This is a genomic window from Pseudomonas sp. KU26590 (assembly GCF_026153515.1).
Taxonomy (GTDB): domain Bacteria; phylum Pseudomonadota; class Gammaproteobacteria; order Pseudomonadales; family Pseudomonadaceae; genus Aquipseudomonas.
In genome coordinates, this window is sequence record NZ_CP110644.1 from 5660735 (window position 1) to 5686478 (window position 25744).

Consider the following 25744-nt stretch of genomic DNA (forward strand, 5'->3'; position numbering starts at 1 on the left):
CCACCCGGATCAGGCGAGTTTCTTGTGACGCACGCGGTGCGGCTGAGCGGCTGCGTCGCCGAGGCGTTTCTTGCGATCCGCTTCGTACTCGGTGTAGTTGCCTTCGAAGAACACGGCCTGCGAATCGTCTTCGTACGCGAGGATGTGAGTCGCAACGCGGTCAAGGAACCACCGATCGTGAGAGATCACAATGGCAGCGCCCGGGAAGTCCAGCAGGGCTTCTTCGAGGGAACGCAGGGTTTCAACGTCGAGGTCGTTTGACGGTTCGTCGAGCAGCAGGACGTTGCCACCCTCCTTCAACGTCAGCGCCAGGTGCAGACGACCGCGCTCACCGCCAGACAAGTCCTTTACGAACTTCTGCTGATCGCCGCCCTTGAAGTTGAAACGGCCGACATAGGTGCGCGAAGGGATTTCGTAGTTGCCGATCTTGATCTGGTCGGAGCCGTCGGAAATCTGCGCGAACACGGTCTTGCTGCCGTCCAGGTCGTCGCGGCTCTGATCGACGCACGCCAGTTGCACGGTTTCGCCGACTTCGATGGAGCCGGAATCCGGTTGCTCCTTGCCCATCAGCATGCGGAACAGTGTCGACTTACCGGCACCGTTACCGCCGATCACGCCAACGATGGCGCCTTTAGGCATGGAGAACGACAGGTTGTCGATCAGCACGCGATCGCCGTAGCCCTTGCTGACGTTCTTGAATTCGATGACCTTGTCGCCCAGACGCGGACCGGCCGGGATGTAGATCTCGTTGGTTTCGCTGCGTTTCTGGAATTCCTGAGACTGAAGCTCTTCGAAGCGTTGCAGACGGGCCTTGGATTTCGACTGACGCGCCTTGGCACCTTTACGGACCCACTCGAGTTCTTCTTTCATGGCCTTTTCATGGGCCGACTGCTGCTTGGATTCAGCTGCCAGACGGTCGGACTTGGCTTCAAGCCAGCCGGAATAGTTGCCCTCGTACGGAATGCCCGCGCCGCGGTCGAGTTCCAGAATCCAGCCGGCAACGTTGTCGAGGAAGTACCGGTCGTGCGTGATCGCAACCACGGTGCCCGGGAAATCGTGCAGGAAATGCTCGAGCCAGGCGACGGAGTCGGCGTCCAGGTGGTTGGTCGGTTCGTCGAGCAGCAGCATGTCGGGGGCGGACAGCAACAGGCGGCACAGGGCCACACGGCGCTTCTCACCACCGGACAGGTGTTCGACCTTGGCATCCCAGGCCGGTAGACGCAGCGCATCGGCGGCGACTTCCAGCTGGCGCTCCAGGTTGTGGCCATCGCTGGCTTGCAGGATCGACTCAAGCTTGGCCTGTTCGGCCGCCAGCTTGTCGAAATCGGCGTCCGGCTCCGCGTAAGCGGCATAGACTTCGTCCAGGCGCGCTTGAGCGTTTTTGATCACGCTGACCGCTTCTTCGACCACTTCACGCACGGTCTTGGTCGGGTCGAGCTGCGGCTCTTGCGGCAGGTAGCCGATGTTCAGCTCAGGCATCGGGCGCGCTTCACCGTCAAACTCGGTGTCGACGCCGGCCATGATTTTAAGCAACGTGGATTTACCCGAACCGTTGAGCCCAAGGACGCCGATCTTGGCGCCGGGGAAAAACGAGAGGGAGATGTTTTTCAGGATTTCCCGCTTCGGCGGAACAACTTTGCTCAGCCGGTGCATGGTAAAAACGTATTGAGCCATGGAATGAAAACCTGGAATGAGACTGTGAATAAAGGCGCGAGCTTAGTGCTGCGTCGCAAAAAATGCGCTTATCTTCGCGCCGCAACTTGCCGGAGCGCGATTCCGGGCCTTGAATTGATCAAAGCCGAATCGGCGCCGCCGGGACAAACTTCCGAGGACCGGTATTAAAGCTGGAGCAATGCTTGCAGGCCTTTTGAAACATGCAGGCACGCCGTGCAGAAACCGGCGCGTCGCGCGTGGCGCAAAGCTACCCGAATGCACGCAACAGGGCAAACCGTCCGGGCCAATAGCGCTGGCACTTAGCCACAGCTCGGTGGCATGCTAGCCGCCTTTTGCGCACCGGGCTTATAGTGCGTATCGCACATGCTGATTCAGTCCAGTAGTCAGGATCACAGTTTGTTCAAACCGACCCCCATCTCACCCCTGCGCCCATCTGATAGCGCAACGACTGTGCCTTTGAGAGGCGTGCTCAGAGGTGCGCTCGTGGTCCTGGTTCTGATGATGTTGATGCTGTTGTTGTGGCAGATGATCGGGCAGTTCCAGCAGTCTCAGGAACGTCAGCACAAGCGCAGTATCGACTACAGCGTGCAGCTCGCAGACCGGTTGAGCCTGGGCATGGCCCTGAACGCGCAGGTGGCGCTGAATGTGCTCGACCAGGTACACGACGCTGCGCCATCCGCAGACCAATCGGTGGCCTTATTGGCGAGTCTGCGTCAGTCCATGCCGGCGCTGAAAAGCCTGGTCTGGCTCGACAGCGACGGGAATGTCAGCGCCGACAGCGACGGCGAGACCCGAGACGTCGGCTTTTTGACCCAGATGCATTCGGTCATCCAGGGTCACCCGTACTTTTATGCCAACGACCCAAGCGCCTCGACGTTCTATCTGTTCATCCGTCAGCCCGGCTCCGGCTCCGGCTCCGGCTCCGGCTCCGGCAATGATCGCTACTGGGCACTGCGACTCAAGCCCGACATGCTGAAATCCCTGACCCGCCAGAGCGATCTTGATTACCAACCCGTCTGGCTGCTGGAAGATCTCAGCAGTCACCGCCCCCTTTACAAAAACCTGCAAGACGCCGATCAGTCCGCTGACAGCGAGTTGCAGACCGTCCTTCTGCAACCGCTGACCCACAGCGACTGGCAATTGCGCGGCTTGTTCGACCAGCAGAAGGCCCGCCAGACGCTGCTCTTCCCGCTGATCGGCAAATGCCTGCTCGCCTTGCTCTGTTCCATCCTTCCGTTGTTTGCGTTGCGCAGCCTGCGCCGCCGCCAACTGCAGCTGCATCAAAGCCGTCGCCGCTACAAAGACATCTTCGAAGGCACCGGCGTCGCGCTGTGCGTACTGGACCTTTCCGGTCTGCCGGCGTATCTCAAGCACCTGCAAGTGAACACCGGCGAAGAACTGAACGCGCGCCTTATCAGCCAGCCTGAGCAAATAAGAGACCTGCTTCAGCAGTTGCGCATCACCGAGGTCAATCAGGTCGCCGGTCAACTGTTGCGGGCAGAATCGGCACAGCATGTCTGGCAGCAGCTGATTGAAGGCTGCCCCCGCGCCAGAAACGGCATCGGAGTGCAGATACTCCAGGCCGTCCTCGACGGGAAACGTCAGCTGGAACTCGAAATCCTGCTGCCCGGCGCCCAAGGCAGTGACCAGCATCTCTGGCTGGTCATGCGTCTGCCCGACCAATCCGAAGACTTCAACGCCGTCATCCTCAGCATCAGTGATTTCACCAACCGCAAGCAGGCCGAGCTGTCGCTGCAGGAGCGGGAACGGTTCTGGTCGGATGTGGTGCGCACGGTTCCCGACCATCTGTATGTACAGGATGTGGTCACGCGGCGAATGATTTACAGCAACCACCACTTGGGCGAGACGCTGGGTTATAGCCGGGCCGAACTGGACGAAATGGGCGAATACTTCTGGGAGCTGTTGCTGCACCCGGACGATCTCGGCGCCTATGAACAATTACGCCGCGCCCATGGCGAGTCTGGCAGCAGCGAGACGATTCATCGTCAGCTGCGCTTTCGTGACCGGCATCACAGCTGGCGCTTGTTCGACATCCGCGAACAGGCGCTGGCGGCGGACAACGACGGCCAGGTCAGGCGCATTGTGGGCGTCGCCAAGGACATCACCGATCAAGTGGAAGCCAGCCAGTCCCTGCGTGAAAGCGAACAGCGTTACCGGATGCTGGCGGAAAGCATCAGCGATGTGATTTTCTCCACCGATCGTCTTTTGCAGGCCAACTACATCAGCCCTTCCGTCAACTCCGTGCTGGGCTACAGCGCCGAGTGGATTCTGCAGAACGGCTGGAAAGCAACCATCGCCAACCCTCAGCAACTCAGCGGCTTCAACGCGCTGCTGCAGCGGATCAGTAAAGCGTTGAACAAGCCCGAAGCGCTGGCGGAACTGCGCAGCGAGATCACCACACAATTGTTCCTGTTTGATTGCCTGCGCGCCGATGGTCGCAAGATTCCCGTGGAGCTGCGTCTGGTTCTGGTGTGGGATGAATCCGGGGCGTTTGAAGGTGTTCTCGGTGTGGGACGTGATGTCAGTCAGCAGCGTCGCGCCGAAAAAGACCTGCGCATGGCAGCCACGGTATTCGAGCACTCGACTTCGGCCATTCTGATCACCGACCCTGCGGGCTACATTGTGCAGGCCAACGACGCCTTTACCCGGGTCAGTGGCTACGCCGTGTCGCAGGTGCTGGATCAGTTGCCGATGATGCTGACTGTCGAGAATCAGCAGGGAGCGCACCTGGGTTACATCCTCAAGCAGCTGAGCCAGCGCGGAAGCTGGGAAGGTGAGTTGTGGCTCAAGCGTCGCGACGGCGAGCACTACCCGGCCTGGGTCGGGATTACCGCAGTGCTCGACGATGAAGGCGACTTGGCCAGCTACGTGTGTTTCTTCAGCGACATCAGTGAGCGCAAGGCCAGCGAGCAGCGCATTCATCGGCTGGCTTATTACGACGCACTGACCCATCTGCCCAACCGCACGCTGTTCCAGGACCGTCTGCACAGCGCGCTGCAACACGCCGAGCGTCAGCAAACGTGGGTGGTGTTGATGTTCCTCGACCTCGACCGCTTCAAGCCGATCAACGACTCTTTGGGTCATGCCGCCGGCGATCGCATGCTCAAGGAAATGGCCTTGCGCCTGCTCGGATGCGTTGACGAGGACGATACCGTTGCGCGCATGGGCGGCGATGAATTCACGCTGCTGCTGCAACCCCGTCCCACCCAACAAGCGGCCTTGAACCGGGCGATTCATGTGGCCGAACAGATTCTTGCCAGCCTGGTGAAACCGTTTGTGCTGGAAGGCCGCGAGTTTTTCGTCACGGCCAGTATCGGCATCGCGCTCAGCCCTCAGGACGGCAACGAACTGAGCCAGTTGATGAAGAACGCCGATACGGCGATGTATCACGCCAAGGAACGCGGCAAGAACAACTTCCAGTTCTATCAAGCCGACATGAACGCCAGCGCCCTTGAGCGTCTGGAGCTGGAAAGCGACCTGCGCCATGCCCTGGAGCAGGGCGAGTTCACGCTGTATTACCAGCCGCAGTTCAGTGGCGACGGCAAGCGCCTGACCGGTGCCGAAGCTTTGCTGCGCTGGCGTCATCCGCGTCGGGGCCTTGTGCCGCCCGTGGAGTTCATCCCGGTGCTCGAAGAGCTCGGGCTGGTGGTCGAAGTCGGCGAATGGGTGCTCAGGGAAGCTTGCCGCCAGCTGCGCGAGTGGCATCTGGCGCGGGTTCGCGTGCCGAAGGTGTCGGTGAACATTTCCGCACGGCAGTTTTCGGACGGTCAGCTGGGCACGCGCATCGCCGGCATCCTCCAGGAAGTCGGCCTGCCGCCTGCCTGCCTCGAACTGGAACTGACCGAGAGCATTCTGATGCGTGAGGTGAGCGAAGCCATGCAGATTCTGGCCGGGCTCAAGCGACTGGGGCTGAGCATCGCGGTTGATGACTTCGGCACTGGCTACTCGTCGCTGAATTACCTGAAGCAATTCCCCATTGATGTGCTGAAGATCGACCGCACGTTCGTCGATGGCCTGCCGTCCGGCGAGCAAGACGCGCAAATCGCCCGGGCGATCATCGCCATGGCTCACAGCCTCAATCTGTCGGTGATCGCCGAGGGCGTCGAGACCCACGAGCAGTTGGAGTTTCTGCGCGAACACGGCTGCGATGAAGTGCAGGGCTATCTATTCGGCCGCCCCATGCCCGCGACGCGATTCGAGGCGCAGTTCAGCAACGACGCGCTGTTTATGCTGGATTGAAAGAGCAAAGCGCCCCTGTAGAAGCGTGCTTGCCCGCGAATCATTCGTACATCCAATACAAATGTGTCTGACCCAAAATCGCATCGCGGGCAAGCGCGCTCCTACAAGGTCATTCGCCAGTCATTCCCTCGCATGAAAACCGCTCGTCCCGCACATGACCCGCTTTCATATGCCAGATAAAACCCGATAGGTTAGAATGCCCCCCTTTTCTACTGCCCGCCCCCCGAGGACCGCCATGTTCAGCCGTAATTTGACCATCGCCAAGTACGACTCCGACCTGTACGCCGCTATGGAACAGGAAGCCAAGCGTCAGGAAGATCACATTGAGCTGATCGCCTCGGAGAACTACACCAGCCCGGCCGTCATGGAAGCCCAAGGCTCGGTCCTTACCAACAAATACGCTGAAGGCTACCCAGGCAAGCGTTACTACGGCGGCTGCGAATACGTCGACATCGTCGAGCAACTGGCCATCGACCGCGCCAAGCAACTGTTCGGCGCCGATTACGCCAACGTCCAGCCACACGCAGGCTCCCAGGCCAACAGCGCGGTGTACCTCGCGCTGCTCAATGCGGGCGACACCATCCTGGGCATGAGCCTGGCCCACGGCGGTCACCTGACCCACGGCGCCAGCGTTTCTTCCTCGGGCAAGCTGTACAACGCCGTTCAGTACGGCATCGACGGCAACGGCCTGATCGACTACGACGAAGTCGAGCGTCTGGCGGTCGAGCACAAACCGAAGATGATCATTGCCGGTTTCTCGGCCTACTCGCAGATCCTCGACTTCCCGCGTTTCCGCGCCATCGCTGACAAGGTCGGCGCTTATCTGTTCGTCGACATGGCTCACGTGGCCGGTCTGGTCGCTGCAGGCGTGTACCCGAACCCGGTGCCGTTCGCTGACGTCGTCACCACCACCACCCACAAAACCCTGCGCGGCCCACGCGGCGGCCTGATCCTGGCCCGCGCCAACGCCGAGATCGAGAAAAAGCTGAACTCCGCTGTCTTCCCGGGCGGCCAGGGCGGTCCTCTGGAACACGTTATTGCGGCCAAGGCGATCTGCTTCAAGGAAGCGCTGCAGCCTGAGTTCAAGACCTACCAGGAACAAGTGGTGAAAAACGCCAAGGCCATGGCCGGCGTGTTCATCGAGCGCGGTTTCGACGTGGTGTCCGGCGGTACTGAAAACCACCTGTTCCTGCTGTCGCTGATCAAGCAGGACATCTCCGGTAAAGACGCCGACGCCGCACTGGGCAAAGCGTTCATCACCGTGAACAAGAACTCGGTGCCAAACGATCCACGCTCCCCGTTCGTCACCTCCGGCCTGCGCTTCGGCACCCCGGCCGTGACCACCCGCGGCTTCAAAGAAGCAGAGTGCAAGGAACTGGCTGGCTGGATCTGCGACATCCTGGACGACCTGAACAACGAAGCGGTGATCAACGCCGTTCGTGAGAAGGTCCAGGCCATCTGCGCCAAGCTGCCGGTTTACGGCGCTTGATCTGACGCAGTAGCAGTTGCATGAAAAAGCCCGGCTCTTGAGCCGGGCTTTTTCATGCGCCGCGTTTCATTGTAGGAGCGCGCTTGCCCGCGAAGGCGGCGTGTCAGTCACCATAGACATATCTGATATGACGCGTTCGCGGGCAAGCGCGCTCCTACAGTTGATCGGCAGCGTGGCGCGGACTCAACCCGCCGCCACCTTCGAAAACCCCGCCCGGATCTTCTCCTCCGGCAGTTCATCGGCAATGAACACGATCACGCTTTCGCGCTTTTCGCCTTGCGTCCACTCTACGTCGAAATCAAAGCCGTACAACTTCAACACGCCTTGGAATACCAGCTTGCGATCCTCGCCGGCGATGCTTAGCACGCCTTTGTAGCGCAGCAGTTGTTTGCCGTGCTCTTCCAGCAACTCGTTCATGAACGTGCTGAGCTTGTCGATATCCAGCGGCTGTTCACTGCGCATGACGAGGCTGCTGATCCGGTCGATGGAGCGGCCTGCCGGCGCTGCCGGGCGCAGGGTCATCCCGCCGATGTCTGCATTGAGGTTGAAGCCGCGCACATCCAGCAACTCGGCCAGATCGATCTTGCCGTGCTCGACCACGCGGATCGGTGCGCGACGGTTGATGCGGGTCAAGCGCTCGCTCAATGCGTTGAAGGTCGCCTCATCCACCAGATCGGTCTTGCTCACCAGCAGACGGTCCGCGAAGCCGATCTGCGCCTGGGCGATGGTCTGCTCCAGGTGCGTGTCGGCATGGGCGGCGTCGACCAGGGTGATGATGCCGTCAAGGATGTAGCGCTCGCGCAGTTCCTCGTCGATGAAGAAGGTCTGCGCCACCGGTGCAGGGTCTGCCAGGCCGGTGCATTCGATCACCAGCCGATCAAACGCGATCTCGCCACTGTCGAGGCGTTCCAGCAGCAGATACAGCGCTTTGGTCAGGTCGGTGTGGATGGTGCAGCAGACGCAGCCGTTGGACAGGGTCATGACCTGTACGGGCTCATCGCCCAGCAGTTGGGTGTCGACGCCGGCGTCACTGAATTCGTTTTCGATCACGGCAATCTTCAGACCGTGCTCTTCCTTGAGCAGATGGCGCAGCAAGGTGGTTTTGCCGGCGCCGAGAAAGCCGCTGAGGATTGTGACGGGGATTGGGTACGAAGCGGTCATGGGTTCTCCTGACATGTCACTGCTCAGACTGTGGGAGCGCGCTTGCCCGCGAATGCGATCTGTCTGCACCCTCTTCGGAAACAGTTGAAATGCCTTCGCGGGCAAGCGCGCTCCTACACGGTGGAACGGCTGCCGGTGGAAGTGGCAGAGGCGAACGCGCCACGACTGGCGTGGCGCGTTGTTGAAACGGCGTTGCAGGAATCAATCCATTAACAGCACTTGGGCCCGCCCTTCCCGCCGTAACGTGCGTCCTGACGCTCCCGGAAGAACGCCTCGTAGGACATCACCGGCTTGTCCGGGTGAGTCTTCTGCATATGCTCAACGTAGTTGTCGTAATCGGGCATGCCCACCATGAGGCGAGCAGCCTGACCGAGATACTTACCCAAACGACTCAGATCGTTGAACATAGACAGCTCCTCGCGTTACAGCGCACTCAATGGGTTTCCGGGAAGGCCTGGAAGGGCGATTCCTTGTCGGTACGCTCTTTCTTGACCCACGCTTGACGACCGACCTTCAGCGCATAGAACAGAATGCTCAAGACAACGAACAGGAACAGCGTGGTCAGGGTAGCGTTGGTGTAAGCGTTAAAGATCACGTGCTGCATCTGGTCCATGGTCTTGGCCGGGGCCAGCACCTGACCGGCGTCTGCCGCCGCGCTGTATTTCTTAGCCAGCGCCAGGAAGCCAATCGCAGGGCTCGGGTCGAACAGCTTGATGAAGCCCGCCGTCACGGTGCAGATCAGCAGCCACGAAGCCGGCAGAATGGTCACCCAGACGTACTGCTGACGCTTCATTTTGATCAGCACAACCGTCGCCAGCATCAGCGCGATACCCGCGAGCATTTGGTTGGAGATACCGAACAGCGGCCACAAGGTGTTGATCCCGCCCAGCGGATCGATCACGCCCTGATACAGCAGATACCCCCACAGCGCGACGCAACCACCGGTGCCGATGGCGTTGGCGGTCCAGGACTCGGTGCGTTTCAGCGCAGGCACGAAACTGCCCAGCAGGTCCTGCAGCATGAAACGGCCGGCACGGGTACCGGCATCGACTGCCGTCAGGATGAACAGCGCTTCAAACAGAATCGCGAAGTGGTACCAGAATGCCATGGTGTTCTGACCCGGGAACGCTTGGTGCAGGATCTGCGCGATACCCACTGCCAGCGTCGGTGCGCCGCCGGCACGGGCCAGCACGGTATTTTCGCCGATGTCCTTCGCCACAGCGGTCAATTGATCCGGCGTGATGAGGAAGCCCCAGCTGCTGACCATTTGCGCGACCGAAGCGACGTCCGAGCCGACGATGGCCGCAGGGCTGTTCATCGCGAAGTACACGCCTGGCTCGATGACCGAAGCCGCGACCATGGCCATGATCGCCACGAACGACTCCATCAGCATGCCGCCGTAACCGATGTAACGGGCGTTGACTTCGTTATCCAGCAGCTTCGGCGTAGTGCCCGAAGCAATCAGCGCGTGGAAACCGGACACCGCGCCACAGGCAATGGTGATGAACAGGAACGGGAACAGGGTGCCTTTCCAGACCGGACCGGTGCCGTCGGTGAACTGGGTCAGCGCAGGCATTTTCAGCTCAGGCGCAAGAATCAGAATGCCGATCGCCAGCGCGATGATGGTGCCGATCTTCAGGAACGTGGACAGGTAATCGCGAGGCGCCAACACCAGCCAGACCGGCAGCATGGCCGCGACAAACCCGTAGCCGACCAGCATCCAGGTGATCTGTATGCCAGTGAACGTGAACATCGGCGCCCACTCAGGACTCGCTGCCACAAGACCACCGACCCAGATTGACAGCAGCAGCAGCACCACGCCCACCACCGAGATCTCGCCAATACGGCCCGGGCGGATGAAGCGCATGTAGATACCCATGAACATCGCGATCGGAATCGTCGCCATGACCGTGAACATGCCCCATGGGCTCTCGGCCAGTGCCTTGACGACGATCAGCGCCAGCACCGCGAGGATAATGATCATGATCAGGAAACAGCCGAACAACGCGATGGTGCCGGGAATGCGGCCCATTTCTTCGCGGACCATGTCGCCCAGAGAGCGACCGTTACGGCGCGTGGACAGGAACAGGATCATGAAGTCCTGAACCGCACCCGCCAGCACGACACCGGCGATCAGCCACAGCGTACCGGGCAGATAGCCCATCTGCGCGGCGAGCACCGGACCGACCAGCGGGCCAGCACCGGCAATGGCAGCGAAGTGGTGACCGAAGAGAATGTGTTTGTTGGTAGGAACGTAATCGAGCCCATCGTTCTTGAGCACCGCGGGGGTGGCCCGGGTCGGGTCGAGTTGCATGACTTTGGTTGCGATGAACAGGCTGTAATAGCGATAAGCGACCAGATAAATGGCCACTGCGGCGACCACAATCCAGAGTGCGTTGATCGCCTCCCCGCGACGCAATGCAACCACTCCCAGCGCCCAGGCCCCAAGGATCGCAACCATCAGCCAGGGCACGTGGCGCAGCAGACCATTATTATTCTTCATTTTTTTGTTTCCAACTGAGTGGACTTATTTTTGTTCGGCAAGCGGAGTTTAGCGCCGCCGGAGCGAAAGGCTACCCCCACGATGGTCTAGCGCGATATTTGTCCTATAGTCAACGCAGTGGGCGCTTCAGGCGCTGAAGGAGTAGCTGCGTAATGACCGATAACCACAACGAACGTCGTCGTTTCAAACGCGTTGCATTCGACGCGAAAACCAAACTCAGCCAGAGCGGCCAGACCTGGACGGTTCAGCTGATCGACCTGTCGCTCAAGGGGCTGCTGATCGAGAAACCCTCGCCTTGGGAGGGCGATCCCAACAAGCGCTTCATGGTCGACATCGAGTTGCAGGACGGTATTGACGTGGTGATGGAAGTGCAGCTGACCCACGATGATCACAATCACCTGGGATTTGTGTGCAAGCACATCGAGCTCGATTCAGTGACGCACCTGCGTCGACTGATCGAACTCAATCTTGCCGATCACGATGAACTGGAGCGCGAGCTCGGGGCACTGATACATCTATAGGCCGTGCCGCGTTATTCGAACAACGCGTCCAGCGCTTGATCGAGGCGCGTCACGCCAATCACCGTCAAGCCCGGCGGCGACTCTTTCGGGGCGTTGCCTTTGGGCACGATGGCGCGTTTGAAGCCGTGCTTGGCCGCTTCCTTGAGTCGCTCCTGACCACTGGGCACGGGCCGTACTTCGCCCGACAAGCCCACTTCGCCGAATACCAGCAAGTCGCCTGGCAGCGCACGGTTGCGCAGGCTGGACATGACGGCGGCCATCAGGGCCAGGTCGGAAGCGGTTTCCAGCACTTTCACCCCGCCGACGACGTTGAGAAACACGTCTTGGTCATGGGTGGGGATGCCGCCGTGGCGATGCAGCACGGCCAGCAGCATGGCCAACCGATTCTGATCCAGCCCCAAGGTGACGCGACGCGGGTTGGACAGATGGCTGTCATCGACCAATGCCTGCACCTCGACCAGCATCGGCCGGGTGCCCTCCCATGTAGCCATGACCACGCTACCCGCGACTTCTTCCTGCGCTCGTGTGAGAAAAATCGCCGAAGGGTTCGAGACTTCTTTCAGGCCCTTGTCGGTCATGCCGAAGACGCCCAGCTCGTTGACGGCACCGAAGCGGTTTTTCACTGCGCGCAGCAAACGCAGGCGGCCGTCGGACTCGCCCTCGAAATACAACACGGTGTCGACCATGTGCTCCAGCACGCGAGGCCCGGCCAGCGCGCCTTCTTTGGTGACGTGGCCTACCAGAAAGATCGCGGTGCCGCTCTGCTTGGCGTAGCGCACCAGCAACGCAGCACTCTCTCGGACTTGGGAGACGCCGCCGGGCGCTGACTGCAGCTGTTCGGTAAAGATGGTCTGGATCGAGTCGATCACCATGACCTTCGGTTGCTCGATGCGCGCCGTGGCAATGATGGTTTCGATGCAGGTCTCGGTCATGACCCGCAGTTTGTCCTGGGGCAAGCCGAGCCGACGGGCACGCATCGCAACCTGCTGCTGCGACTCTTCGCCGGTGACGTACAGCGCCGGCATGCGCTCGGCGATGGCGCAGAGGGTCTGCAACAGAATGGTCGACTTACCGATGCCGGGGTCGCCGCCGATCAACACCACCGAGCCATCCACAAGGCCGCCGCCGAGGACGCGGTCAAGTTCAGTGGAGTTGGTGGAGAAACGCGGGATTTCTTCGACACTGACTTCGGCCAGGGTTTTGATCTGTGCCTGTTGGCCGGTCCAGCCGGAACGACCGCTGGGCGCCGCCGCCGTGCTGTTGTCGATCACGGTTTCAACGAGGGTGTTCCAGGCGCCGCATTCGCTGCACTGGCCGGCCCATTTGGGAAACGTCGAGCCGCACTCGGTGCAGCCGTACATGCGTTTGGCCTTGGCCATGACACCCCCGATGTAAAAAGGGGGCAATCATACCCGATGCGTCAAACTGTCGGGCGCAACGCTAGCGGGCATGCATGCTTTTGGAGGATTAAATAAAACTTACCGGGACGTACCCGGTCGATTGCATGGATTAACCGAGATGCAGCTAGCTGACTTACACTGCACTTACCACTGTCATCTGTAACAAAGGAATACACCCATGAGCGTACTAAGCGAGTTCAAAGCCTTTGCCGTAAAAGGAAACGTCGTCGACATGGCCGTCGGTATCATCATCGGCGCGGCATTCGGCAAGATCGTTTCGTCGTTCGTCGGCGATGTAGTCATGCCGCCCCTGGGGTTGCTGATCGGCGGCGTGGACTTCAGTGATCTGGCAGTAACGCTGCGCCCCGCAGAAGGAACCGCCCCTGCAGTGTTGCTGGCCTACGGCAAATTCATTCAAACGGTAATCGACTTCATCATCGTGGCATTCGCCATCTTCATGGGCGTCAAGGCGATCAACCGCCTGAAACGCGAAGAGGCCAAGGCACCGACCCTGCCGCCAACGCCGACCAAGGAAGAGCTGCTGCTGGGCGAAATCCGCGATCTGCTGAAAGAGCAGAACAACAAGCCAGCTGCGCCACTGCCGGTGACGCCTGACCGGTTCGTTTAAGGACACTGACGGTAGCAGCGGCCACAACTTTGCCGCCAGAGACATGGGTAGGAGCGAGCTTGACCGCGAACAAAGTGTGTCAGACGAGGCAGAAATCACTGACAGATCGCATTCGCGGGCAAGCGCGCTCCTACAGTGATTTTGCGGTGTCTTCAGCGGGACCGACCTACCAGTAATTCTCCACCGCAATCTGACCCGGCTTGCGCGTCAGCGCCAGGCGCATGTCGCGGGTCTTCAGCACTGCACGGGTGTCTTCGATCATCTGCGGGTTGCCGCAGATCATCACCCTTGAGTGCTCGGGCGTCAGCGCAACGCCGGCCGCCTTCTCCAGCTCACCGTTCTCGATCAGCGTAGTAATTCTTCCGTTGAGTGCACCGGGATGCGGTTCCCGCGTCACCGTGGCGATGAACGTGAACTTGTGCGCGTACTCGGCCAGGTACTCGCGCTGGGTCAGCTCGGCAATGAGCTGCTGGTACGCCAGTTCCCGGGACTCGCGGACGCTGTACACCAGGATGATGCGCTCGAATTTTTCCCAGACCTCGAAGTCCTGCAAGATCGACAGGAACGGCGCTACGCCGGTGCCTGTGGAAAACATCCAGAGGTCGCGACCATCAGTGAAGCGATCAAGGGTCAGGTAACCCACCGCCTGTTTTTCCACCATCAGCGTGTCGCCCTGACGAAGCCGGCTCAGCTCGCTGGTAAATTCGCCGTCGGGCACCACGATGGAGAAAAATTCGAGAAATTCATCGAAGGGCGAGGACACCACCGAGTACGCCCGCCACACCGTCGTGCCGTCGGGTTTGGTCACGCCCAGACGTGCAAATTGTCCCGCCGTGAAGCGGAAACCGGGATCGCGGGTGGTGCGAAAGGTAAAGAGACTGGGAGTCAGCGGGGTAACGTCCAGCAGCGTTTGCCGGGTGAATTTTTCTGCACTGGCAGTCATGGGGCGCTCCTGGCTCCTGTCTCGTGAAAAAGGGTGAACAGTGTCCCGCAAACCCGGCGCGATAAACACCGTCGGTTTGTAGTGATATCCGCGACGGACCGCGCGATTTTTAGAGTATTTCGCTATCGGCGTTATCGCGAACTGGTTGGCCTCGAGACATGATTTCTCTCTAACCAATTGATTTTAATAACCTTTAGGAATCATGACGGCGGCTCATCAGGTGTTGCTCGGGCGCGCCCCCGATCCACACTCCCTTTGAGGCCGTGATTGTTTCCTAGACTTCGATCAGGACGATCAAAACTAGGCAAGGAGGCACGCTGTGAAAATCCGGAGGCTGGGAGACAAGTGCACAACGAGCGAGGAGAACCTGACCTACAAGGGCCTGACGATGAGAGAGGTGGAGGTATTGAAGTGGTCTGCTACGGGCAAGACAGCGGCAGAAGTCGCGTTGATCCTTGATGTCACTGCGCGCACCGTTAATTTCCACGTCGGCAAGGCCATCCAGAAGATCGGCGCCTGCAACAAGATGTCGGCGGTGGTCCAGGCGACGAAAGACGGTGTGATTTAGGCGCAAGACGAAGCTGGGGCGAAGCCAAGACGAAAAGCCCGGTGCGGGCGGGCAGAAAACACGTAAAATCTCCGGCTTCGCGAACCTGGACATGCCGGCGCTGGTGCAACTTGCGCCAACACGCCGATCGCGCCATCAACGACTGGAACTGCTCTGCCCATGCCCCTGCTTACCACCCCGTTTGCCCAGCTCGACCTGATCCGCCAGCCGGAACAATCGGATGAGCCCTTGCAGGCCTTCGATGCCGCCGACGAATACCTGCTTCACCACGTCGCTGAGCAGGGCGTGACGCTACAAACGCGGGTGCTGGTGCTCAATGACAGTTTCGGCGCACTGGCGGCGAGTCTCGCGCCCCACGCCACGGTGGTCAGCAGCACAGATTCGTATCTCGGCGCTCAGGCGCTGGAAAAGAACCTGGTGCGCAACGGCCTGACCTATGACGCCGTGCCGGTGATCCCCGCCAGTGCACCGTTGAACGGCCCCTTTGACTGGGTGCTGATTCGCGTGCCGAAGACCCTCGCCTTGCTGGAAGAACAACTGATTCGTTTGCAGGGCCAACTGGCACCGAACGCCAAAGTCGTCGCTGCCGGCATGATCAAGCACCTGCCGCGCTCGGCTGGCGAGCTGATGGAAGAGTACATCGGCCCGGTGCAGGCATCGCTTGCGGTGAAGAAGGCCCGACTGCTGCTGTGCACCCCTGAAGCCAAAACCGTCCAGCCCTCGCCCTACCCCACCCGTTACACCCTGGACGAGCCGAAAGTCGAGTTGATCAACCACGCCAACGTGTTCTGCCGTGACGGTCTGGACATCGGCACGCGGGCTTTCCTGCCGTATCTGCCCAAGGGCCTGGGCTCGGCGCGGGTCGCCGATCTGGGTTGCGGCAATGGTGTGCTCGCCATCGCCAGCGCGCTGGACAACCCCGACGCGCATTACACGCTGGTGGACGAGTCGTTCATGGCGGTGCAGTCGGCGCAGGAGAACTGGAGACTGGCCCTCGGCGAGCGCCCGGCACTGATACACGCCGGGGACGGGCTGGCGGCGCAGGAACCCGATTCGCTGGACGTCGTCCTTTGCAATCCGCCGTTTCACCAGCAACAAGTGGTCGGCGATTTCCTCGCCTGGCGGATGTTCCAGCAGGCGCGCTCGGCGCTGGTAACCGGCGGCGCGATGTACATCGTCGGCAACCGGCATCTGGGCTATCACAGCAAGCTGGCGCGGTTGTTCCGGGGCGTGGAACAAGTGGCGGCGACGCCGAAGTTCGTGGTCCTTAAAGCCCGCAAATAGCGCTCGTCGCGCTCTCCGTGCGGCCTCCATAGGTGAGGCTCAAAAAAACCCGCCGAAGCGGGTTTTTTATCGAGTCAAAAACACTCAGTGCGACTTCATACCTGCCGCAGTCATGAACATGCGCAGCAGCATGGCGACCACAAACAACGCCAGCACGCTGCCGGTCCAGATGATCAACAGCCAGCCGATGCGCTGCCAAAGGGGCTTGCCTTGAGCGGGATCCACCTCTCGCTGTGGCTTGGGAGGAGCCTCGTACCGAACAGATTCTTTAACCGACATCGCTAAACCCTCTTATCGCGCAGTCAGGCCCCGACGATAAATCGGGGCCTCTTTCTGCTAGTGATAGCCGTGTTCGTGGGTGACTTTTCCGCGGAATACGTAGTAGCTCCAGAACGTGTAACCCAGGATCAGCGGAATGATGAACAGCGTACCGATCAGCATGAAACCCTGACTCTGTGGCGGCGAGGCAGCGGCCCAGATGGACACTGTTGGCGGGATGATGTTCGGCCACAGGCTGATGCCCAGACCGCTGTAGCCGAGGAAGATCAGCACCAGCGTCAACAGGAACGGCGCGTAGTTGGCGTTGCGCGCCACCGCTTTGAACAGACCGTACATCGTCAGCATGACCAGTGCCGGCACCGGCATGAACCACAGCAGGTTTGGCAGGCTGAACCAACGATCGGCGATGGCCTGATGGGCCAGTGGCGTCCACAGACTGACGATTGCCATGACGACCAATGTCGCGAGCGCCAAGGGGCGTGCCAGATCATGCATGGCTTTCTGCAACGGCCCTTCGGTCTTCATGATCAGCCAGGTGCAACCGAGCAAGGCGTACGCCACGATCAGCGCCAGACCGCAGAAGACCGAGAACGGCGTCAGCCAGTCCAGCCCACCGCCGGCATAGGCACGGTCGACCACGGGAATGCCGTCGATGTACGCGCCCAGTGCCACGCCCTGGAAGAACGTCGCCACCAGCGAACCGCCGATGAACGCCTTGTCCCACAGGTGGCGCTTGAGATCAGTGGCCTTGAAGCGAAACTCGAAGGCCACGCCGCGAAAGATCAGCCCGAACAGCATGAAGATCAACGGCAGGTACAGCGCTTCAAGCACAACCGAGTAGGCCAGCGGGAAGGCGCCGAACAAGCCGGCCCCGCCCAGCACCAGCCAGGTCTCGTTGCCATCCCAGACCGGCGCGACGGTGTTCATCATCACGTCGCGGTCGGTCTTGTCCTTCATGAACGGGAACAGTATCCCGATGCCCAGATCGAAGCCGTCCATGATGACGTACATCATGACGCCGAAGATGATGATCACGGCCCAGATCAGTGGAAGATCGATATCCATGGCTCAGTTCCCCTCAGTCAGACTGTCTTTGCGGTGGTCCGTGCTGCTTTCATCAGCAGCAGAGAGAGGACGCGCCGGGGTGCGTTTCTGCCCTGGTCCGCCGTTTGCCGGAGTGTCACCTTCATGGGTTTTGGGCCCTTTGCGTACCAGACGCATCATGTAGCCGAAGCCCGTGCCGAACAGCATGAAATACACCACGACGAATAGCACCAGGGTAATGCTCAACTGTTCAACGCTATGCCGGGACACTGCATTCGTCGTACGCATCAGCCCGTAAACCACCCACGGCTGACGCCCGATTTCGGTGGTGAACCAGCCCGCCAGCATCGCGATGAGACCGGCCGGCCCCATGCACATCACCAGACGCAGGAACCAGCGATTGGTGTACAGCCCGCCGCGCCAGCGCAGCCAGGCGCTCCACAGACCGACCGCGATCATCAGCATGCCCAGCAGCACCATGACGCGGAACGACCAGAACACGATCAGCGAATTCGGGCGATCTTCCGGTGGGAAGGATTTAAGCGCCGGGATCTGCTTGTCCAGGCTGTGGGTCAGAATCAGGCTGCCCAGGTACGGAATCTCGACCGCGTACTTGGTGCGCTCTTCTTTCATGTCCGGGATGCCGAACAGAATCAGCGGGGTCGGCTCGTCTCCGACGTTTTCCCAGTGACCTTCGATGGCTGCGATCTTGGCCGGTTGGTGCTCAAGGGTGTTCAAGCCGTGAGCATCGCCCACCATCGCCTGAATCGGCGCAACGATCAGCGCCATCCACATGGCCATGGACAGCATTCTGCGGATCGCCGGGTTGTCGCGACCACGCAGCAGATGCCAGGCCGCCGATGCGCCGACGAAAAACGCCGTGGCGACGAAGGCGGCAATCGCCATGTGCATCAGACGATAAGGGAAGGACGGGTTGAAGATCACCGCGAACCAGTCCACCGGGATGACGCGGCCATCGACGATCTCGAAGCCCTGCGGCGTCTGCATCCAGCTGTTGGAGGCCAGAATCCAGAAGGTCGAAATCAGTGTGCCGACGGCCACCATGGAGGTGGCGAAGAAGTGCAGGCCGCGGCCGACGCGGTTCCAGCCGAACAGCATGACGCCGAGGAAGCCCGCTTCGAGGAAGAACGCCGTGAGCACCTCGTAGGTCAGCAAGGGACCGGTGACAGCGCCGGCGAAGTCGGAGAAGCGACTCCAGTTGGTGCCGAACTCGTAGGCCATGACCAACCCCGAGACCACACCCATGCCGAAGTTGACGGCAAAGATCTTCGACCAGAAGTGATAAAGGTCGCGGTAGGTGTTGTCATGGGTTTTCAGCCACAAGCCTTCGAGCACCGCAAGGAAGCTCGCCAGACCAATGGTGATGGCAGGGAAAAGAATGTGAAATGAAACGGTAAACGCAAACTGGATTCGGGCGAGATCGAGCGCCTCTAAGCCGAACATAGGTCTTCCTCTATCAGGTGGAACTGGCTTCAGACTCGGGGCCTGCAGCGACTGCCCCCACGGTGTATTGAGTACGAGGTGTGGCGTTTGTTCTCTGGATTCGTGCTCAGGTCGGCGACCGGGGAGATGCGTCAGGCGGCCAGTTCGACCAATACACGCCAAGGTATTGATCCAGGTCAGCTGACATTCAAAGAGTAGTCCCATTTCGGCACTTGCTCTGCGTGGTCTTTTGTCGCGTGGCGAGTTGACTCACCTGTCAGGAAGGTGCAGTTGGCGGGAAGCAGAACAGAGTGGGCGAATTTGCAGCGCAGCACTTACAACGCCTAAGCGGAAGGCCCTACAACGGATCGCGAATAAAGCCCAACAGCGCAGAGACCAGGCGCTGATAAAGCGCGTCGACTTCCAGCACACGGCCTTTGGCCCTGAGGCTGCCATGCAGCAGCCCGAGCCCGGGATCGAACTGGGTGCGTACGCCCGCTTCACGCAACGCACGCTCGTAGGCGATGCCGTCATCACGCAAAGGATCGAACTGCGCGACGGCGATGAATGCAGGCGCCAGATCGTGGAAGTCCACCGCGTTGAGTGGCCGGGCGTAGGCCGATTGTTCGTCCGCGGTCATGTACAGCTGCCGGTAATAAGCCAGTTCATCGGTGGAAAGAAGCGGTGCGTCCGCGCATTCACGGCGCGAGGGCAGATCAACGGCGCCCCCCAGCTCCGGGTAAATCAACGCTTGCCCGGCCGGCTGACGATCACCGGAATCACGCAATGCCAGACACACCGCAGCGGCGAGATTGCCACCGGCGCTGTCCCCGGCGATGGCGATGCGGCGCGGGTCGATGTCCAGCCGCTGCGCCTGAATCTGCAAGCCATGCCAGACCGCCAGACAGTCGCCGAAACCCGCGGGAAAAGGGTGTTCGGGCGCCAGCCGGTAATCCACGGCGACGACGACGGCGTTGAGGTCGGCCGCCAGGGCGGCGGTCAGAAAATCATGGGAATCGAGATCGCCCACCACCCAGCCGCCGCCGTGGATGTACATCACGCACGGCGCCGGATGTTCGAGGGAAAGCCGCTGAGGCCGGTAACTGCGCACCGCCACGCCGCCGAGGCTGAAATCCATGACATCAAGGTGGGCCGGACGGGTGGGCGTGAACGCTTCACTCATCCGCGAATACGCGCGGCGCTGCTCGGCAATGTCCTCGGACGCGCTGCTGAAGCTCAGCGTTTTGGTCACGAACGCCGACATTTCGGGGGACAGCGGGTAAGACGTGGACATTGGCGGCTCCAGCCCGAGCCCTTGGCCAGGCCTGCTTGGTTACTTGTTCACCGCCACTTGCACGGCGGACGCTGCGTCTTTGCCATCAAAGGTCGTCACGCCATCCAGCCAGCGCTTCATGTCTTCAGGATGATCCTTGAGCCACTGGCGAGCAACGTCGGTCGGCGCCTTGCGGTCCATGATCGGCACCATCATCTGGCTTTCCTGCGCGGCGGTGAACTTCAGGTTGCTCATCAGCTTGCTGACGTTCGGGCAGCGAGCCGCGTAATCCGGCGCGGTGACCACGGAAACGGTCGCCGCGCCTTCGCCCGGACCGAACACGTCTTCGCTGCCGGTCAGGTAAGCGATCTTCATGTTGATGTTCATCGGGTGCGGGGTCCAGCCAACGAATACCACCCATTCATTACGCTTGATCGCACGCTGCACCGCCGCAAGCATGCCAGCCTCGCCGGACTCGACCAATTGGAAGCCACCGAGCCCGAACTGGTTTTTCTCGATCATGCCTTTGATGTTGGCATTGGCACCGGTGCCGGGCTCGATGCCGTAGATCTTGCCACCCAGCTTGTCCTTGAATTTAGCGATGTCGCCGAAGGTTTTCAGCCCGCCTGACGCCACGTAATCCGGTACAGCGAGGGTTGCCTGGGCATCACTCATGCTCGGCACGTCGAGCACCTTGACCTGATTGGCCGCTACAAAGGGCGCGATGTTCTTGTCCATCGCCGGCTTCCAGTAGCCCATGAACACATCGAGCCGGTCGTCACGCAAACCGCCGAAGACGATTTGCTGGGCGGCGCTGGTCTGTTTGACCTCGTACCCCATGTTCTGCAACAGCACTTCAGCGACAGCGCTGGTGGCGACGACGTCTGTCCAGTTGACCACACCCATGCGCACGTTCTGGCATTTGGCGGGCTCCGCCGCCAGCAGCGCGGTGCTGCTCAAAATCAACACAGCGCAACTGATAGGACGAATAAATGACTTCATGGGTGCTCCTCGGGTCGGCTCGTTATTTTATTCAGCTCTTTTCGGCAGTTTTTCAATGCTTGAAGACCCACGGCAATTCGGTGGCTGCCACGTTGATGCAAAGTACGCAGCAGGCCTGAGCAACAAGCGCACCAGCGCGACCTGTGCTTGCACTGGGGCGACATTGAATGAGGGGGGGTGGAAGGCACAGCAGAAGGACTGTAGGAGCGCGCTTGCCCGCGAACGCGGTGTGTCAGTGACGTAATCGTTCTCTGACACACCGCCATCGCGGGCAAGCGCGCTCCTACAAGGTACAGCGTCTGATCGTTCCCACGCAGAGCGTGGGAACGATCAAGGTACGAGGTAGGGCGTGGGTTACAGCACTTTATCCAGCGTAATCGGGAATTCCCGAACCCGCTTGCCCGTGGCGTGATAGATGGCATTGGCGATGGCCGATGCCACGCCGACGATGCCGATCTCGCCCACACCCTTGGAGCCCAGGTCATTGACGATGCTGTCGTTCTCTTCCACGAACAACACGTCGATCTCGCCGATGTCCGCGTTCACCGGAATGTGGTACTCGGCCAGGCTGTGGTTCATGAAGCGCCCGAGGGTGTGGTCGGTCTGGCTCTCTTCCTGCAACGCCTGACCAATGCCCCAGACCACGCCACCGAGAATCTGGCTGCGCGCGGTTTTCGAGTTCACCACGCGGCCCGCCGCAACAGCGTCCACCACACGGTTAACGCGGATGGTGCCCAGGTCTTCGTCCACCAACACTTCGACAAACACCGCCGAGTGCGTCGCCGTCGAATAACCCTCGCGTTTGTCGTCAGGTTTGGCGTCTATCTGCACTTCCAGCGTCTCGTGGGACGACTCGCGCACGATGTCGGCATACGCAAAACGCTGATCATCGATGAGCAGATAACCGTCGCCGTAACCGACATCGGCCATGTCGACCACCGCGTATTGCGGATGCGCCATGCGCACAGCGTCGAGCAACTTGGCGCGCAACGCACGGCAGGCCTGCTGCACCGCCGTGCCCACGGACGATACGGTGAACGAGCCACCCTGCAACGGCGACGTTGGCAGCGAAGAATCACCCAGCACGAACGTGACATCTTGCGGACTCACACCGGCAGCCTCGGCAGCGATCTGAGTCATGACCGTGTAGGTGCCGGTGCCGATGTCAGTGGTGGCGCTGCTCACGGTGATCTTGCCGCTGCTGTCGATACTGGCCTTGGCGCTGGCCGGCATTTGCATGGCCTCCCATACACCGCCGGCCATGCCCCAACCCACCAGCTGCCGGCCCTGACGCATGCTGCGCGGCTCGGGGTTGCGCCTGCTCCAGCCAAAGCGCTCGGCGCCTTGTTCGTAACAGGCCAGGAGTTCTTTGCTGGAATACGGCTTGCCTTCGTTGCCGTTACTCTCGGCAAAGTTGGCAATCCGCAACTGCACCGGGTCGATGCCCGCCGCAATGGCCAGCTCGTCCATCGCACATTCCAGCGCGACCATGCCGGACGCGGCGCCTGGTGCGCGCATGTCCAGCGGCGTGTAAACGTCCAGCGGCGCCAGCTCGTAATTTAACTGCACGTTGTCGCACTGATAGAGCATGCCGCTCCATTCAACGACGTGCTCGGTGAAGTCTTCGAAACGCGAGGTCTGGCCGATGACGTCATGGGCGATCGCCATCAGCTTGCCGTCTTTGGAAGCGCCGAGGCGCATGTGCTGCAGGGTTTGTGGACGGTAGCCGAAGGTGAACATCTGCTGGCGGGTCAGCGTCAGGCGGACCGAGCGCTGGAGTTTCAGCGCCGCCATGACGGCCAGCGGCAGCTGGTACTGCGGGCGCAGCCCGGACCCGAATGCGCCACCGACGAAGGCAGCAAGGACGCGAATCTTCTCTTTCTCCAGACCGAACACGCTGTGCAGGTAGTCCTGACAGTTCTGCGTGCCCTGGGTTTTATCGTGAATTTCCAGGCTGCCGTCAGCCTTGTAGAACACCGTGGAAGCATGCGGCTCCATCGGGTTGTGGTGTTCGTTCGGCGTGCTGTAGTGGGTGTCGACCGTCACCGCAGATTGAGCGAATGCCCCCGGAAAATCTCCCCGCGGCTTCGGCGTTTCCGCCGGTGCGGTGTGGGCATCACTCTGGCCGACGCTGAGGTCGGTCTGGTGCGGCTTGGTTTCGTACTCGATGCGCACCAGGGAGCCGGCATGCCGCGCCAGTTCAAGAGTGTCCGCCACCACCAGCGCCAGCGGCTGGCCGCTGTAAAGCACGTGGTCGTTATAGAAGGGACGGAACGGCGAACCTTCAGCCGAATCGGCGTCCTGATAGTCCTCGTCATAACTGGCGATGTGCGGGCGGTTGGTGTGGTCGATGACCGCCACCACGCCGGGAACTGCCAGCGCTTGCGAGGTATCAATGCGCACGACGCGGCCCGAGGCGATGGTGCTGGAGACCACGCTGGCATGCAGCAAGCCGGCCTCCGGGTACTCGCCGGCGTAGCGGGCCTGACCGGTAACTTTCAGGCGACCGTCGACGCGGTCCATCGGTTGGCCCAGCGGGGAGCTTCCCGGGATTGGTGTGTTGGCGTTCATTAAACAGTCCCTCCCAAGGTGGCGTCGCTCAGGGCGCGAACGATCGCGCGGCGGGCCAGCTTGATCTTGAAAGCGTTGTGCGCCAGCGGCTGAGCGTCGCGCAGCATCGCGTCGGCAGCGGCAACAAAGTTTTCCCGCGAGACCGGCTGCCCCTTGAGCGACTGCTCGACGGCCGTGTCACGCCATGGTTTGTGGGCCACGCCGCCGAGGGCGATGCGCACATCACGAATCACGTCGCCATCCAGTTCAACAGCCGCCGCCACCGAGATCAGCGCAAAGGCATAAGACGCGCGGTCACGGATCTTCAAATAGTGGCTGTGCTGCTGAAAACGTGGCGCGGGCAATTCGACGGCGGTGATCAGTTCATCGTCGGCGAGCTGGTTATCGCGCTGCGGCGCATCCCCCGGCAAGCGGTGGAAGTCAGCAAACTCGATAACCCGGGCACCGGCGCGACCCTGAACGTGAACGCGGGCTTCTAGGGCAGCCAGGGCCACACACATGTCCGACGGGTGCGTCGCGACGCAGGCATCGCTGGCACCGAGAATCGCGTGAATGCGGTTCAGGCCTTCTTTTGCCGGGCAGCCGGTGCCGGGCTCGCGCTTGTTGCACGGCACGGTCGAATCGTAAAAGTAGTAGCAGCGGGTGCGCTGCAACAGGTTGCCACCGGTGCTCGCCATGTTGCGCAGCTGCGGCGATGCGCCGGCCAGGATGGCTTGGGACAACAGCGGATAGTCGCGCTCGATCAGCGGGTGCCACGCCAGGTCGGCGTTGCTCACCAACGCGCCGATCATCAGGCCGCCGCTGTCGGTTGCACGCACGTCTTTGAGCGGAAGGCCGGTGATGTCGATCAGGTGCTCGGGGCGCGCGATGTTTTCTTTCATCAAATCCAGCAGGTTCGTACCGCCAGCGATGAAACGGCTGGCAGGACCGGCGAGATTGACCGCCTGAGCGATGTCGGACGGCTTGCTGTAGCTGAAGGGATTCATTGGCCGCGCCCTCCCTGATCCGCCGCGGCATTCATGGATGGCAAGACTTCCACCACCGCCGCGCGGATGTTGCTGTAGGCGCCGCAACGGCACAGATTGCCGCTCATCAGCTCTTTCACTTCGTCATCGGTGCTGGCGCGGCCTTCGTTGGCCAGGCCTACCGCCGAGCAGATCTGCCCGGGCGTGCAGTAGCCGCACTGGAAAGCGTCGTGTTTGATGAATGCTTGCTGCATCGGGTGCAGCGTATCGCCATCGGCAAGCCCTTCGATCGTGGTCAGCTCGGCGCCGTCACACATGATCGCCAGGGTCAGGCATGCATTGATGCGTTTGCCGTCGCGCAGCACGGTGCATGCACCGCATTGGCCGTGGTCACAGCCCTTTTTGGTGCCGACCAGATCGAGCTGCTCGCGCAGCATATCCAGCAGCGTGGTCCAGGGCTGTACGTCCACTTGTCGGGTCTGGCCGTTCAACGTCAGAGCGATGGAATGCCCTGCGAACGCCTGTTCGTTGTTTGCACTCATGGGGAAGCCTCACGGTAGGTACTCGATCAGCGCAGTGATCTGCGTCTTAAGGGGTACGACTTGCGGGCTTTCGGAAACGTTCAGGGTTTATGACGGGCGTTTTGAAGCCGTGAAGCAAACGGCGGGGCGAGGTCAATCCGGACAATTGCAATCCGGCGACAAGCGCCAGGCCCCATCGCCCGGAGCTGCTGGTA

Annotated in this window: 20 protein-coding genes; 6 read left to right on the plus strand and 14 right to left on the minus strand. The window is 60.9% G+C overall.

Annotated features, from left to right (window positions below; translation table 11 throughout):
* Positions 1-9 precede the first annotated feature (9 nt).
* Positions 10-1674: an energy-dependent translational throttle protein EttA gene (gene ettA / locus OKW98_RS25125; protein ID WP_265387127.1), complete on the minus strand. Its 1665-nt coding sequence runs from the start codon at positions 1672-1674 to the stop codon at positions 10-12.
* 414 nt (positions 1675-2088) lie between these two features.
* Here ettA and OKW98_RS25130 point away from each other — a divergent pair, with 414 nt between their 5' ends.
* Positions 2089-5934 carry an EAL and GGDEF domain-containing protein gene (locus OKW98_RS25130; protein ID WP_416148543.1) on the plus strand — a complete coding sequence of 1282 codons (3846 nt, stop codon included), beginning with the start codon at positions 2089-2091 and terminating at the stop codon, positions 5932-5934.
* Between the two features lie 235 nt (positions 5935-6169).
* Complete coding sequence (gene glyA, locus OKW98_RS25135) at positions 6170-7423, plus strand: serine hydroxymethyltransferase (protein WP_265387128.1); 1254 nt, start codon at positions 6170-6172, stop codon at positions 7421-7423.
* 183 nt (positions 7424-7606) lie between these two features.
* Here the strand turns inward: glyA and yjiA are convergent, their stop codons facing one another.
* The 3 genes from yjiA to OKW98_RS25150 form a co-directional block, all read right to left on the minus strand.
* Positions 7607-8584 (minus strand): GTPase, encoded by a 978-nt coding sequence (yjiA, locus tag OKW98_RS25140; RefSeq protein ID WP_265387129.1) that lies wholly within the window; start codon positions 8582-8584, stop codon positions 7607-7609.
* A 209-nt stretch (positions 8585-8793) separates the two neighbouring features.
* Complete coding sequence (locus OKW98_RS25145; RefSeq protein ID WP_065987541.1) at positions 8794-8991, minus strand: YbdD/YjiX family protein; 198 nt, start codon at positions 8989-8991, stop codon at positions 8794-8796.
* Positions 8992-9017: 26 nt separating this feature from the next.
* The gene (locus tag OKW98_RS25150; RefSeq protein ID WP_265387130.1) at positions 9018-11087 is read right to left on the minus strand and encodes a carbon starvation CstA family protein; all 2070 of its coding nucleotides are present in this window, start codon (positions 11085-11087) and stop codon (positions 9018-9020) included.
* A gap of 152 nt (positions 11088-11239) precedes the next feature.
* On the opposite strand from OKW98_RS25150, the gene OKW98_RS25155 reads away from it, so the two are divergent.
* A complete protein-coding gene (locus tag OKW98_RS25155; protein WP_265387131.1) occupies positions 11240-11608 on the plus strand; it encodes a PilZ domain-containing protein in 369 nt (122 codons plus the stop codon).
* 11 nt (positions 11609-11619) lie between these two features.
* On the opposite strand, the gene radA is transcribed toward OKW98_RS25155, so the two are convergent.
* Complete coding sequence (gene radA / locus OKW98_RS25160) at positions 11620-12987, minus strand: DNA repair protein RadA (RefSeq protein WP_074888638.1); 1368 nt, start codon at positions 12985-12987, stop codon at positions 11620-11622.
* Between the two features lie 199 nt (positions 12988-13186).
* Between radA and mscL the strand changes: the two genes are divergently transcribed.
* A complete protein-coding gene (mscL, locus tag OKW98_RS25165; RefSeq protein ID WP_265387132.1) occupies positions 13187-13636 on the plus strand; it encodes a large-conductance mechanosensitive channel protein MscL in 450 nt (149 codons plus the stop codon).
* Between the two features lie 166 nt (positions 13637-13802).
* Here mscL and OKW98_RS25170 read toward each other — a convergent pair whose 3' ends face one another.
* Positions 13803-14579 carry a ferredoxin--NADP reductase gene (locus tag OKW98_RS25170; RefSeq protein ID WP_265387133.1) on the minus strand — a complete coding sequence of 259 codons (777 nt, stop codon included), beginning with the start codon at positions 14577-14579 and terminating at the stop codon, positions 13803-13805.
* A 388-nt stretch (positions 14580-14967) separates the two neighbouring features.
* Here OKW98_RS25170 and OKW98_RS25175 point away from each other — a divergent pair, with 388 nt between their 5' ends.
* Together OKW98_RS25175 and OKW98_RS25180 are read left to right on the plus strand one after the other, a co-directional pair.
* A complete protein-coding gene (locus OKW98_RS25175) occupies positions 14968-15147 on the plus strand; it encodes a LuxR C-terminal-related transcriptional regulator (protein WP_265389834.1) in 180 nt (59 codons plus the stop codon).
* 159 nt (positions 15148-15306) lie between these two features.
* Positions 15307-16431 carry a methyltransferase gene (locus OKW98_RS25180; protein WP_265387134.1) on the plus strand — a complete coding sequence of 375 codons (1125 nt, stop codon included), beginning with the start codon at positions 15307-15309 and terminating at the stop codon, positions 16429-16431.
* Between the two features lie 84 nt (positions 16432-16515).
* Here the strand turns inward: OKW98_RS25180 and OKW98_RS25185 are convergent, their stop codons facing one another.
* The 8 genes from OKW98_RS25185 to OKW98_RS25220 all read right to left on the minus strand — a co-directional run bounded on the left by OKW98_RS25185 (position 16516) and on the right by OKW98_RS25220 (position 25550).
* Positions 16516-16710 carry a DUF2474 domain-containing protein gene (locus OKW98_RS25185; protein WP_265387135.1) on the minus strand — a complete coding sequence of 65 codons (195 nt, stop codon included), beginning with the start codon at positions 16708-16710 and terminating at the stop codon, positions 16516-16518.
* 57 nt (positions 16711-16767) lie between these two features.
* Positions 16768-17775, minus strand: a complete 1008-nt coding sequence (gene cydB, locus OKW98_RS25190; protein WP_265387136.1) for a cytochrome d ubiquinol oxidase subunit II — start codon at positions 17773-17775, stop codon at positions 16768-16770.
* A 3-nt stretch (positions 17776-17778) separates the two neighbouring features.
* Entirely contained in the window at positions 17779-19218 is a 1440-nt protein-coding gene (locus tag OKW98_RS25195) for a cytochrome ubiquinol oxidase subunit I (RefSeq protein WP_265387137.1), read from the minus strand.
* A gap of 337 nt (positions 19219-19555) precedes the next feature.
* Positions 19556-20491, minus strand: coding sequence for an alpha/beta hydrolase (locus OKW98_RS25200; RefSeq protein ID WP_265387138.1), 936 nt, complete (start codon positions 20489-20491; stop codon positions 19556-19558).
* 39 nt (positions 20492-20530) lie between these two features.
* On the minus strand, positions 20531-21472 hold the full coding sequence (gene choX / locus OKW98_RS25205; protein WP_265387139.1) for a choline ABC transporter substrate-binding protein: 942 nt from the start codon (positions 21470-21472) through the stop codon (positions 20531-20533).
* A gap of 354 nt (positions 21473-21826) precedes the next feature.
* Positions 21827-24043, minus strand: coding sequence for a xanthine dehydrogenase family protein molybdopterin-binding subunit (locus OKW98_RS25210; protein ID WP_265387140.1), 2217 nt, complete (start codon positions 24041-24043; stop codon positions 21827-21829).
* Positions 24043-25029: an FAD binding domain-containing protein gene (locus OKW98_RS25215; RefSeq protein WP_065987554.1), complete on the minus strand. Its 987-nt coding sequence runs from the start codon at positions 25027-25029 to the stop codon at positions 24043-24045. The genes OKW98_RS25210 and OKW98_RS25215 overlap by 1 nt, the downstream gene beginning before the upstream one ends.
* The gene (locus OKW98_RS25220; RefSeq protein ID WP_265387141.1) at positions 25026-25550 is read right to left on the minus strand and encodes a (2Fe-2S)-binding protein; all 525 of its coding nucleotides are present in this window, start codon (positions 25548-25550) and stop codon (positions 25026-25028) included. Before OKW98_RS25220 ends, OKW98_RS25215 begins: the two co-directional genes overlap by 4 nt.
* Positions 25551-25744: the final 194 nt, after the last annotated feature.